At 55.2% G+C, this 11,782-nt stretch carries 11 protein-coding genes and 4 tRNA genes; all 15 read right to left on the bottom strand.

What is annotated here, in order from left to right:
* Positions 1–4,074, bottom strand: coding sequence for a DNA-directed RNA polymerase subunit beta (gene rpoB, locus AAIS01_RS20865; protein ID WP_092403439.1), 4,074 nt, complete (start codon positions 4,072–4,074; stop codon positions 1–3).
* Between the two features lie 220 nt (positions 4,075–4,294).
* On the bottom strand, positions 4,295–4,660 hold the full coding sequence (gene rplL / locus AAIS01_RS20860; protein WP_092403437.1) for a 50S ribosomal protein L7/L12: 366 nt from the start codon (positions 4,658–4,660) through the stop codon (positions 4,295–4,297).
* A 78-nt stretch (positions 4,661–4,738) separates the two neighbouring features.
* Positions 4,739–5,239 carry a 50S ribosomal protein L10 gene (rplJ, locus tag AAIS01_RS20855; protein ID WP_092403435.1) on the bottom strand — a complete coding sequence of 167 codons (501 nt, stop codon included), beginning with the start codon at positions 5,237–5,239 and terminating at the stop codon, positions 4,739–4,741.
* A gap of 198 nt (positions 5,240–5,437) precedes the next feature.
* Positions 5,438–6,133, bottom strand: a complete 696-nt coding sequence (gene rplA, locus AAIS01_RS20850) for a 50S ribosomal protein L1 (protein WP_003186095.1) — start codon at positions 6,131–6,133, stop codon at positions 5,438–5,440.
* On the bottom strand, positions 6,133–6,564 hold the full coding sequence (rplK, locus tag AAIS01_RS20845; protein WP_003176435.1) for a 50S ribosomal protein L11: 432 nt from the start codon (positions 6,562–6,564) through the stop codon (positions 6,133–6,135). Before rplK ends, rplA begins: the two co-directional genes overlap by 1 nt.
* A 117-nt stretch (positions 6,565–6,681) precedes the next feature.
* Positions 6,682–7,215: a transcription termination/antitermination protein NusG gene (gene nusG, locus AAIS01_RS20840; RefSeq protein WP_003186097.1), complete on the bottom strand. Its 534-nt coding sequence runs from the start codon at positions 7,213–7,215 to the stop codon at positions 6,682–6,684.
* 9 nt (positions 7,216–7,224) lie between these two features.
* The gene (secE, locus tag AAIS01_RS20835; protein WP_283554441.1) at positions 7,225–7,593 is read right to left on the bottom strand and encodes a preprotein translocase subunit SecE; all 369 of its coding nucleotides are present in this window, start codon (positions 7,591–7,593) and stop codon (positions 7,225–7,227) included.
* A gap of 45 nt (positions 7,594–7,638) precedes the next feature.
* Positions 7,639–7,714: transfer RNA gene (locus AAIS01_RS20830), tRNA-Trp, on the bottom strand.
* Between the two features lie 53 nt (positions 7,715–7,767).
* Positions 7,768–8,961 carry an elongation factor Tu gene (tuf, locus tag AAIS01_RS20825; protein WP_003186103.1) on the bottom strand — a complete coding sequence of 398 codons (1,194 nt, stop codon included), beginning with the start codon at positions 8,959–8,961 and terminating at the stop codon, positions 7,768–7,770.
* Between the two features lie 84 nt (positions 8,962–9,045).
* A tRNA-Thr gene (locus tag AAIS01_RS20820) sits at positions 9,046–9,121 on the bottom strand.
* Positions 9,122–9,147: 26 nt separating this feature from the next.
* A tRNA-Gly gene (locus tag AAIS01_RS20815) sits at positions 9,148–9,221 on the bottom strand.
* Positions 9,222–9,245: 24 nt separating this feature from the next.
* Positions 9,246–9,330, bottom strand: a tRNA-Tyr gene (locus tag AAIS01_RS20810).
* 142 nt (positions 9,331–9,472) lie between these two features.
* Positions 9,473–9,925 carry a hypothetical protein gene (locus AAIS01_RS20805; RefSeq protein ID WP_343470513.1) on the bottom strand — a complete coding sequence of 151 codons (453 nt, stop codon included), beginning with the start codon at positions 9,923–9,925 and terminating at the stop codon, positions 9,473–9,475.
* 7 nt (positions 9,926–9,932) lie between these two features.
* Positions 9,933–10,682, bottom strand: coding sequence for a pantothenate kinase (locus tag AAIS01_RS20800; RefSeq protein ID WP_343470512.1), 750 nt, complete (start codon positions 10,680–10,682; stop codon positions 9,933–9,935).
* Positions 10,672–11,628: a bifunctional biotin--[acetyl-CoA-carboxylase] ligase/biotin operon repressor BirA gene (birA, locus tag AAIS01_RS20795; RefSeq protein ID WP_343470511.1), complete on the bottom strand. Its 957-nt coding sequence runs from the start codon at positions 11,626–11,628 to the stop codon at positions 10,672–10,674. Before birA ends, AAIS01_RS20800 begins: the two co-directional genes overlap by 11 nt.
* Positions 11,629–11,782: the final 154 nt, after the last annotated feature.

Genomic DNA, 11,782 nt, shown 5'->3' with positions numbered 1-11,782 from the left:
TTATTCGGTTTCCAGATCGATATCGATGCCGAGGGAACGAATTTCCTTGATCAACACGTTGAAAGACTCGGGCATGCCCGGCTCCATACGGTGATCGCCGTCCACGATGTTTTTGTACATCTTGGTCCGGCCGTTCACATCGTCCGACTTCACTGTGAGCATTTCTTGCAGAGTGTATGCAGCACCGTACGCTTCCAGTGCCCAGACCTCCATCTCCCCGAAACGCTGACCACCGAACTGCGCCTTACCACCCAGCGGCTGCTGGGTAACCAGGCTGTAAGAACCGGTAGAACGAGCGTGCATCTTGTCGTCTACCAAGTGGTTCAGCTTCAGCATGTACATGTAGCCAACGGTGACCGGGCGCTCGAACTTGTTGCCGGTACGGCCGTCGAACAGCTGCATCTGGCCGCTTTCCGGCAGGTCTGCCAGTTTCAGCATGGCCTTGATTTCGCTTTCCTTGGCACCGTCGAACACCGGAGTTGCCATTGGAACGCCGCCGCGCAGGTTCTTCGCCAGATCCAGGATTTCCTGGTCGGAGAAGGTATCCAGCTCTTCGTTGCGTCCGCCGATCTCGTTGTAGATCTCGTGCAGGAACTTACGCAGGTCAGCGACCTTGCGCTGCTCTTCGATCATACGGTTGATCTTCTCGCCCAAGCCCTTGGCCGCGAGGCCCAGGTGGGTTTCAAGGATCTGACCAACGTTCATACGCGAAGGTACGCCCAACGGGTTGAGGACGACGTCGACCGGGGTGCCATTGGCATCGTGCGGCATGTCTTCAACCGGCATGATCACGGAGACCACACCTTTGTTACCGTGACGACCGGCCATCTTGTCGCCCGGCTGGATGCGACGACGGATTGCCAGGTAAACCTTGACGATTTTCAGCACGCCTGGAGCCAGGTCATCGCCTTGCTGCAGTTTGCGCTTCTTGTCTTCGAACTTGTCGTCCAGCAGACGGCGGCGATCAACGATATAGGCCTGGGCCTTCTCGAGCTGCTCGTTCAGAGCATCTTCAGCCATGCGCAGCTTGAACCACTGACCATGCTCAAGACCGTCGAGAACTTCGTCGGTGATTTCCTGACCTTTCTTCAGACCGGCGCCGCCTTCGGCTTTGTGGCCGACCAGAGCGGAGCGCAGACGCTCGAAAGTAGCGCCTTCAACGATACGGAACTCTTCGTTCAGGTCCTTGCGGATCTCGTCGAGTTGAGTCTTCTCGATAGACAGTGCACGAGCGTCACGCTCTACACCGTCGCGGGTGAAGACTTGTACGTCGATGACGGTACCCTTGGTGCCGGTAGGCACACGCAGGGAGGTGTCTTTAACGTCGCTGGCTTTTTCACCGAAGATGGCACGCAGCAGTTTTTCTTCCGGAGTCAGTTGCGTCTCGCCTTTCGGAGTGACCTTACCAACCAGGATGTCGCCTGCGCCTACTTCAGCACCTACGTAAACGATACCGGCTTCGTCCAGTTTGTTCAGTGCAGCTTCACCCACGTTAGGGATGTCCGCAGTGATTTCCTCTGGGCCAAGCTTGGTGTCACGAGCCACACAGGTCAGTTCCTGAATGTGGATCGTGGTGAAGCGGTCTTCCTGAACAACACGCTCGGACAGGCAGATGGAGTCTTCGAAGTTGAAGCCGTTCCATGCCATGAACGCGATGCGCATGTTCTGGCCCAGTGCCAGTTCACCCATATCGGTGGACGGGCCGTCGGCCATGATGTCGCTACGCTGAACCCGATCACCCTTGCTCACCAGCGGACGCTGGTTGATGCAGGTGTTCTGGTTGGAGCGGGTGTATTTGGTCAGGTTGTAGATGTCGACACCGGCTTCGCCAGTTTCAACTTCGTCATCGGCAACACGAACCACGATACGGCTGGCATCGACGGAATCGATCACGCCACCACGACGAGCCACGACACAAACGCCGGAGTCACGGGCAACGTTACGCTCCATGCCAGTACCTACCAGCGGCTTGTCGGCACGCAGGGTCGGCACAGCTTGACGCTGCATGTTCGAACCCATCAACGCACGGTTGGCGTCGTCGTGCTCGAGGAACGGAATCAGCGACGCGGCCACCGAAACAACCTGCTTGGGCGAAACGTCCATCAAGGTGACGTCTTCTGGCGCCTTGACGGTGAACTCGTTCAGGTGACGAACAGCTACCAGCTCGTCGATCAGCTGACCTTTTTCGTTCATGGTCGCCGAAGCCTGAGCGATCACATGATCGGCCTCTTCGATTGCGGACAGGAACACGATCTCGTCGGTCACCAGACCTTCTTTCACCACACGGTACGGGCTCTCGAGGAAGCCATACTGGTTGGTGCGAGCATAGGCTGCCAGCGAGTTGATCAGACCGATGTTCGGACCTTCCGGCGTTTCAATCGGGCATACACGACCGTAGTGAGTCGGGTGTACGTCACGAACTTCGAAGCCTGCGCGCTCACGGGTCAGACCGCCCGGGCCGAGTGCAGAAACACGACGCTTGTGGGTAATCTCCGACAGCGGGTTGTTCTGGTCCATGAACTGAGACAGCTGGCTCGAACCGAAGAACTCTTTCACCGCGGCAGCCACTGGCTTGGCGTTGATCAGATCCTGCGGCATCAGGCCTTCGCTTTCAGCCATCGACAGACGTTCCTTGACCGCGCGCTCTACGCGCACCAGGCCAACACGGAACTGGTTCTCGGCCATCTCGCCTACGCAGCGGACACGACGGTTACCCAGGTGGTCGATGTCATCGACGATGCCCTTGCCGTTCCGGATGTCGACCAGAGTCTTGAGCACCGCGACGATGTCGTCCTTGTTCAGCACGCCCGAACCTTCGATTTCGGTACGACCGATACGACGGTTGAACTTCATCCGGCCGACCGCAGACAGGTCATAACGCTCAGGGCTGAAGAACAGGTTGTTGAACAGGGTCTCGGCTGCGTCTTTGGTTGGCGGCTCGCCAGGACGCATCATGCGATAGATCTCGACCAGGGCTTCCAGCTGGTTGCCGGTGGAGTCGATCTTCAGCGTATCGGAGATGAACGGACCGCAGTCGATATCGTTGGTGTACAGAGTCTCGATGCGAACAACCTGGGCCTTGGCGATTTTTGCCAGGATCTCGGTGTTCAGCTCGGTGTTGCACTCTGCCAGGATTTCGCCAGTGGCCGGGTGCACGATGACCTTGGCGGTGGTGCGACCCAGGACGTAGTCCAGAGGCACCTGCAGCTCTTTGATCCCGGCTTTTTCCAGCTGGTTGATGTGGCGAGCAGTGATACGACGACCCTGCTCGACAATAACCTTGCCTTTATCATCCTGGATATCGAGGACAGCGATTTCACCGCGCAGGCGCTGAGGCACCAGTTCCAGGCTGAGGTTTTCACCTTGCACATGGAAGACGTTGGTGGTGTAGAACGCGTCCAGCACTTCTTCAGTGGTATAGCCGAGCGCGCGCAGCAGTACCGATGCAGGCAGCTTGCGGCGACGGTCGATACGCACGAATACGCAGTCTTTAGGGTCGAACTCAAAGTCCAACCACGAGCCGCGGTAAGGAATGATGCGCGCGGAATAAAGCAGTTTGCCGGAGCTGTGCGTCTTGCCACGGTCGTGGTCGAAGAACACGCCCGGAGAACGGTGCAGCTGGGAAACGATTACACGCTCGGTACCGTTGATTACGAAGGTACCGTTCTCAGTCATCAGGGGGATTTCACCCATGTAGACTTCTTGCTCTTTGATGTCCTTGATCGCTTTGTTCGACGACTCTTTGTCGAAAATGATCAGGCGCACTTTTACCCGCAAAGGTACGGCGTAAGTCACACCGCGCAATACGCATTCTTTGACATCAAATGCCGGTTCGCCCAGGCGATAACCGACGTACTCCAGCGCAGCATTGCCGGAGTAGCTGATGATCGGGAAAACGGATTTGAAGGCCGCATGCAGGCCCACGTCGCGGAACTGATCTTTAGTCGCTCCCGCTTGCAAGAATTCACGATACGAATCCAGCTGGATGGCCAGGAGGTACGGCACATCCATGACGTCCGGCAACTTGCTAAAGTCCTTGCGGATACGTTTTTTCTCAGTATATGAGTAAGCCATCAGCGTTCCCCAGCTTGGTCACCTGCTTGTTTGGCCCCTCCCGACGGGAGCAGCCAGAAAATCGTGCAAACCCCATGGTTTGCGCCACCACATCGGGTGGATACAGCTCGCTATAGGCACCGACCCAGTCGGCTGCCAATAACGGAAAAAGGCCGGTGGCAAGAGCCACCAGCCATCAGCCTGTCGCTTAACGCTCGGGCTGGAGACGCAAAGTCGATGCTTACTTCAGCTCGACTTTAGCGCCTGCTTCTTCCAGAGCGGCCTTGGCTTTTTCAGCTGCGTCTTTGGCAACAGCTTCCAGAACCATGGCAGGAGCGCCGTCAACTACAGCCTTGGCTTCTTTCAGGCCCAGACCGGTCAGTTCACGTACTGCCTTGATCACGTTTACTTTCTTCTCGCCAGCTTCGGTCAGCATGACGTTGAATTCGGTTTGCTCTTCAGCAACGGCAGCAGCAACAGCTGGACCAGCGGAAGCAGCAGCAGCGGTAACACCGAATTTTTCTTCGAAAGCTTTGATCAGCTCAACAACTTCCATTACGGACATGTTGGCTACGGCTTCGAGGATGTCGTTTTGAGAGATAGTCATGAAACTAAATTCCTGAATTGGGGGACGGCCTACGCGACCATCGAAATAAACAAAAAACGCGGAAAGGAGTGTCGAGCCTTAGGCTGCGGCAGCTTCTTTCTGGTCGCGCAGTGCCGCCAGGGTACGAGCCAATTTGCTGGTTGCGCCTTGCATCACGCTCATCAGCTGAGAAATTGCTTCGTCACGGGTCGGCAGAGTTGCCAGTACGTCGATCTGGTTAGCTGCGAGGAACTTGCCCTCGAACGCAGCTGCCTTAATCTCGAACTTGTCCTGACCTTTTGCGAACTCTTTGAAGATGCGAGCAGCAGCGCCCGGATGTTCTTTCGAGAATGCAATCAAGGTCGGGCCGGTGAACACGTCGTTGAGGACACTGTATTCAGTGTCAGCAACAGCGCGCTTGAGCAGGGTGTTACGTACAACGCGTACGTAAACGCCAGCTTCACGAGCCTCTTTACGGAGTCCGGTCATAGCGCCTACTGTTACGCCACGGGCATCAGCCACGACAGCGGACAGGGCAGCTTTGGCAGCCTCGTTGACTTCAGCGACGATGGCCTTCTTGTCTTCGAGTTTAATTGCCACGGGTTTAACTCCTGCTTGTTACCGTTTCATCCGGCCGAAACCGAATGTCGTTTTGGTGTCTGATTCGGTAAGGAACCGGGAGCACCATCTGCGTAGGCTTGTGGTTTAAGACTTTCGTCGCCTACGGTCTTGGACAGCCCCCGCCAGGCAGGGACCCCAATTTTTTGATTGGCGCAATCGCTTGCGCCAACCTGAGTCTTACGCGTCGAGCGAGCTCTGATCGATGACCAGACCTGGGCCCATAGTGGTGCTCAGGGTAACGCGCTTGACGTAGATACCTTTCGAAGAAGCTGGCTTGATACGCTTCAGATCAGCGATCAGGGCTTCTACGTTTTCCTTCAGCTTGACGGCGTCGAAGCCAATCTTGCCAACGGAGGTGTGAATGATGCCGTTCTTGTCGGTGCGATAACGAACCTGACCAGCCTTGGCGTTTTTAACCGCGGTGGCTACGTCTGGCGTTACGGTGCCGACTTTAGGGTTAGGCATCAGACCACGTGGACCGAGGATCTGACCCAACTGACCCACAACGCGCATGGCATCCGGGGATGCGATAACTACGTCATAGTTCAGGTCGCCGCCTTTCATTTCAGCAGCCAGATCGTCCATGCCTACGCGATCAGCACCAGCAGCCAGAGCAGCTTCAGCTGCTGGGCCCTGGGTGAAAACAGCTACACGAACGGTCTTGCCAGTGCCGTGTGGCAGCACGGTAGCGCTACGAACGACCTGGTCGGATTTACGTGGGTCAACACCCAGATTTACAGCAACGTCGAACGACTCGCTGAACTTGACAGTCGACAGCTCGGCCAGCAGTGCGGCGGCGTCTACAAAGTTGTAGGCCTTGCCTGCTTCGATTTTGCCGGCGATAGCCTTTTGACGCTTGGTCAGCTTAGCCATTACACACCCTCCACGTTAAGGCCCATGCTACGAGCAGAACCGGCGATAGTACGCACGGCTGCATCCATATCAGCTGCAGTCAGATCCGCGTTTTTGGTTTTCGCGATTTCTTCCAGCTGAGCACGGGTAACGGTGCCAACCTTAACGGTGTTTGGACGAGCGGAACCGCTGGTCAAACCTGCAGCCTTCTTCAGCAGAACCGAAGCAGGGGTGCTTTTAGTTTCGAAGGTGAAGCTACGGTCGCTGTAGACAGTGATGATCACTGGAGTTGGCAGACCTGGCTCAAGACCCTGAGTACGGGCGTTGAAGGCCTTGCAGAATTCCATGATGTTCACGCCGTGCTGACCCAGGGCAGGGCCAACAGGTGGGCTTGGGTTAGCCTGAGCGGCCTTCACTTGCAGCTTGATGTAAGCGGTAATTTTCTTGGCCATGAGGCACTCCAATTACGGGTTCTAGCGCCTCGAAAGGCTCCCCGGTTACTTGCGCGTTTATCCCAGTGACGACAAAACCCCACAGCCTAGGGCTGCGGGGTTGGGATGCCTGTTCAATCAGACCTTTTCGACCTGACTGAACTCTAGCTCTACCGGAGTAGAGCGACCGAAAATGAGCACAGCCACTTGGATCCGGCTCTTTTCGTAGTTAACTTCTTCAACCGTGCCATTAAAATCAGCGAATGGACCATCAGTGACCCGAACAACTTCACCTGGCTCAAACAGCGTTTTTGGCTTCGGCTTGTCGCTACCATCAGCGACGCGACGCAGAATCGCTTCTGCCTCTTTATCTGTAATCGGTGCAGGCTTGTCAGCGGTACCGCCGATGAAGCCCATCACCCGAGGGGTATCCTTGACCAAGTGCCAAGTCCCTTCGTTCATATCCATCTGTACCAGCACGTAGCCTGGAAAGAACTTGCGTTCACTTTTGCGCTTCTGGCCATTACGCATCTCAACCACTTCTTCAGTGGGGACCAGAATCTCGCCAAAGCCATCTTCCATGCCAGCCAGCTTTACGCGCTCTACCAGCGAGCGCATGACATGCTTCTCGTAACCCGAGTAAGCATGCACAACGTACCAACGCTTAGCCACGGGACACCCTTAGCCAACAATCAAGGAAACAAGCCAGCCGAGCAGGGAATCGAGCCCCCACAACAGCAACGCCATTACCAGAACAACAGCCACAACGATCAACGTGGTCTGCGTGGTTTCTTGGCGAGTCGGCCATACGACTTTACGAATCTCGGTGCGAGCTTCCTTAGCGAGTACAAAGAAAGACTTGCCCTTAGCCGTTTGCAGCCCCACAAAGGCAGCAACAGCGGCGATAGCAAGCAATGCAAGTACACGGTACAGGATCGGCGAAGCAGAGTAATACTGATTGCCAACAACGCCAACAACCACCAAAGCAGCTACCACTAGCCACTTGAGCAGATCGAAGCGAGAGCCTTGAGCTTCAGCTTTAGGAGTCATCTATGAAGATCCTGTGAAAAGAAAGCCAGACACACCAAGTGAATCTGGCAGGTCAGGAGGGAATCGAACCCCCAACCTACGGTTTTGGAGACCGTCGCTCTGCCAATTGAGCTACTGACCTAAAACAAAATCAGGCCGACCATTATGCCGGCCCGAAAAAGACATTACAACTGTTTACTCGATGACTTTGGCTACGACGCCGGCGCCGACGGTACGACCGCCTTCACGGATAGCGAAACGCAGACCGTCTTCCATCGCGATGGTCTTGATCAGAGTGACAGTCATCTGGATGTTGTCACCTGGCATTACCATTTCAACGCCTTCTGGCAGCTCGCAGTTACCGGTCACGTCAGTTGTACGGAAGTAGAACTGTGGACGGTAGCCTTTGAAGAACGGAGTATGACGGCCGCCTTCTTCCTTGCTCAGAACGTAAACTTCTGCAGTGAACTTGGTGTGCGGCTTGACGGTGCCTGGCTTGACCAGAACCTGGCCACGCTCAACGTCGTCACGCTTGGTGCCGCGCAGCAGTACGCCGCAGTTCTCGCCAGCACGACCTTCGTCGAGCAGCTTGCGGAACATTTCAACGCCGGTGCAGGTAGTTTTCTGAGTGTCGCGCAGACCGACGATCTCAACTTCTTCCTGGATGCGGACGATGCCACGCTCAACACGACCAGTCACAACAGTACCGCGACCGGAGATCGAGAATACGTCTTCGATTGGCATCAGGAACGGCTTGTCGATAGCACGCTCTGGCTCTGGGATGTAGCTGTCCAGAGTTTCCACCAGCTTCTTGACAGCAGTGGTACCCATTTCGTTGTCGTCTTGGCCGTTCAGAGCCATCAGAGCCGAACCGATGATGATTGGAGTGTCATCACCTGGGAAGTCGTAAGTGCTCAGCAGATCGCGCACTTCCATCTCAACCAGTTCCAGCAGCTCAGCGTCGTCAACCATGTCAGCCTTGTTCAGGAAGACAACGATGTACGGAACGCCTACCTGACGGGACAGCAGGATGTGCTCACGGGTTTGCGGCATCGGACCATCAGCGGCCGAGCAAACCAGGATCGCGCCGTCCATCTGGGCAGCACCAGTGATCATGTTTTTTACGTAGTCGGCGTGACCTGGGCAGTCAACGTGTGCGTAGTGACGCACGGCCGAATCGTATTCAACGTGAGCGGTGTTGATGGTGATACCGCGAGCTTTCTCTTCCGGGGCGCTGTCGATCTTGTCGAAGTCAACCTTGGCCGAACCGAAAACTTCGGAGCAGACACGGGTCAGAGCAGCGGTCAGCGTGGTTTTACCGTGGTCGACGTGACCGATGGTACCAACGTTGACGTGCGGCTTATTACGTTCGAACTTTTCCTTAGCCATCGAAATCACCCCTAGGAGAAGAATTTAGCAAGTCACACAAACCATTAAAACAAAGGCAGATATTTTCATATCTGCCTTGTTATATGGAGCTCTTGAGCGGATTTGAACCGCTGACCTCACCCTTACCAAGGGTGTGCTCTACCAACTGAGCTACAAGAGCGAAACACTTTGCACAACCTGCAAACTTGGAGCGGGTAGCGGGAATCGAACCCGCATCATCAGCTTGGAAGGCTGAGGTTCTACCACTAAACTATACCCGCGGAGCTTGCAGCTCACGCTAAAACTGGTGGAGGGGGAAGGATTCGAACCTTCGAAGTCGTAGACGTCAGATTTACAGTCTGATCCCTTTGGCCGCTCGGGAACCCCTCCTAAGCGAGCCGGCATTCTATATCATGCCAGCCTTCTGTCAAGCATTTTCTCATAAAAAACCTGAGGTTAGCTGCGTTGACGTCGCTTCATAGCGCTAGCCGTTAAAGGCCTTCGCTGCGAAGCGGGCGCCATTCTATGCAAACTACCCTGCAGGCGCAACCCCCTCACAGGGCATTATTTTATGTTTTAACTCATTGAATTCTTTAGAAAGGTTTTGAAGCAGCGTTTCATTCACCTTCATCCTGCTATCTGGCGAAATCAGAACCCAAAACCCTCCTTCCGCAGGCAAATTCGGGGAGCTCGACTCAACGGGACGAGCCACCACCCCAGATGCCGCGAGCCGCTGCTCCAACCGCCGGGCCATTTCAATGCGAACGAAGCCGCCAAGGTAAACACACGCTCCTCGCCCCTCCGGCCTGCCTGAGTCCCGCCTTACAAGCGCATCTGCCGTTTCGCTCAATAGATGAATATCCTGCTGCGAACCTCGGTACAAACTCAATGGAGTCACATCTTTTGCGCGAAGCGGAGCCTCCTGCTGATGCCAGACGTAATAAAAAACATTCAAAACCACCAACAGCAGAAACAGCCACCGCATAAGAACCTCAAGACAAAGGACAGGCCATCGCCAAACCAACGAAAATCAGGTCAGGCACTACCCGGGCATCAGGCACAACACCGGATACCAAATCGGCATCCCCCCCTGTTAGAAATACTACGAAATCGTTTCCCCAATATTCTTTTGCCAACTCAAGTTGAGTCAGGACAAACCCTCTGAGCATAAGCATACAACCGCGTTCTACCGCCTCAACAGTCGAGCGCCCAGGGGCGAGGCTTTCATGAGCCCGTTCAGCAGCCATATCGTCATAGCGAATCCGGCGGGTATGGGTGCGCAACTGATTGCGCATCAAAGGCATACCAGGGCAAATGAATCCCCCAAGATGCTCACCGTCCGCGGCTACGAAATCTGCCGTAACGGCCGTACCGAAATCGAGTACCAAACAGGCTCCCGAGGCAAGGTGGAAGCCCCCAAGCAGGGCCAGCCATCGATCAAGCCCCAACCGCTGGTAATCGGCATAACCGTTCCTCACACCCGCCAACTCCCGAACAGGCACGGCGCGCGAGACGGACACCCCAAAAACATCAATCAGCAAAGCAACCAGCGAATCAGTCTCTTCAGCAGTCCTCACACTCACGAGACGGCATTTTTTGAGCTGAAATTTGTCAGCATCACTCAAGCTTGTCAGCAGAGCACTATCGGTACCAACCACCCCTCCTTCGACCGGTGTTACACCATCGAAATCAAGGACGCGCCATTTGATGAAGCTGTTGCCGCAATCGAGCTCAAGAATCATCACGCAACCTCAAACTGAGCTCACCACCGCTAAAGATTTTTTCCACACCATTTACCTTCAAACGCAACGCCCCCTGACGATCAATCCCCATCACAACCCCGTCAACCTGGTTGATGCCGGCAATCAGGGAAACATTGCGCCCTTGCCACAGATGGTATCGCTCCCACTCCTCCTGGATCGCGGAAAAACCCGACACTTGGTGGAGCCTGAGATAATGCTGGAACTTCGCAGCTAATCGTCCAACCAGCGCATTTCGATCGAAGTCCCTGCCCGCCTCAAGCCCCATGGACGTCCATTGCTGGTCGACCTCATCGGTCGACCGCATATTCACATTGATCCCCACACCGAGGACAACGTGACAAACGTCAGCCGGATCCCCCACCAATTCTAGCAAGATGCCTGCAATTTTCTTCTCACCCACCAAGACATCGTTAGGCCATTTCAGTCCAGCCCCCACGACCCCCATATCATGCAAGGCGTGCATAACTACAAGCCCTACAACCAGGCTGAGCCCTTCAATTTGGCGCATGCCACCCTCTATTCGCAGCACCAGACTGAGGTAAAGATTGTCGGCAAACGGACTCACCCACTTGCGCCCGCGACGACCACGACCCGCTGTCTGTCGTTCAGCCAAAACCATAAATGGCGCCTCCACCCCGCGCCCTATGGCGCGAAGCGCTTCAGCGTTGGTGGAATCAATGGAGTCGAATATAAGGATGGGCCACCCGCATGACTCTTTGGCACTAATCTCAGCCGAATCCAAAAGCAACAGAGGCTTGGCCAGTTGATAACCCTTGCCTCGAACCTTATGAACAGATAACCCTAACTCTGCTTCCAGGTGCTGCAATTGCTTCCATACAGCACTACGACTGATACCCAGAGCAGTACCCAGCGCCTGACCCGAGTGAAAGCGGCCATCCTTCAGAAGTTTAAGCAACGTGAGCATGCAAACGGCACCTGATAATGAGGCCCGCATGATAGCGATGCGCAAGACTGTTGCATAGAAACACAAACAGCCTTTCCTGCGGGCAAAACAAAACCCCTACCTGCATCAGCAGATAGGGGTTTCGGAATTTAATCTTGACGATGACCTACTCTCA

This window comes from Pseudomonas halotolerans, from assembly GCF_039581215.1.
GTDB lineage: Bacteria > Pseudomonadota > Gammaproteobacteria > Pseudomonadales > Pseudomonadaceae > Aquipseudomonas > Aquipseudomonas tehranensis.
The sequence above is the reverse complement of the archived record's forward strand: the minus strand, read 5'-3'. Positions and strand labels throughout refer to the sequence as shown.

Excerpts from the sequence above, each read along its gene's own strand:
- rpoB (WP_092403439.1), bottom strand. The coding sequence starts at position 4,074 with ATGGCTTACTCATATACTGAGAAAAAACGTATCCGCAAGGACTTTAGC.
- rplL (WP_092403437.1), bottom strand. The coding sequence starts at position 4,660 with ATGACTATCTCTCAAAACGACATCCTCGAAGCCGTAGCCAACATGTCC.
- rplA (WP_003186095.1), bottom strand. The coding sequence starts at position 6,133 with ATGGCTAAGCTGACCAAGCGTCAAAAGGCTATCGCCGGCAAAATCGAA.
- rplK (WP_003176435.1), bottom strand. The coding sequence starts at position 6,564 with ATGGCCAAGAAAATTACCGCTTACATCAAGCTGCAAGTGAAGGCCGCT.
- secE (WP_283554441.1), bottom strand. The coding sequence starts at position 7,593 with ATGACTCCTAAAGCTGAAGCTCAAGGCTCTCGCTTCGATCTGCTCAAG.
- tuf (WP_003186103.1), bottom strand. The coding sequence starts at position 8,961 with ATGGCTAAGGAAAAGTTCGAACGTAATAAGCCGCACGTCAACGTTGGT.
- AAIS01_RS20805 (WP_343470513.1), bottom strand. The coding sequence starts at position 9,925 with ATGCGGTGGCTGTTTCTGCTGTTGGTGGTTTTGAATGTTTTTTATTAC.
- AAIS01_RS20800 (WP_343470512.1), bottom strand. The coding sequence starts at position 10,682 with ATGATTCTTGAGCTCGATTGCGGCAACAGCTTCATCAAATGGCGCGTC.
- birA (WP_343470511.1), bottom strand. The coding sequence starts at position 11,628 with ATGCTCACGTTGCTTAAACTTCTGAAGGATGGCCGCTTTCACTCGGGT.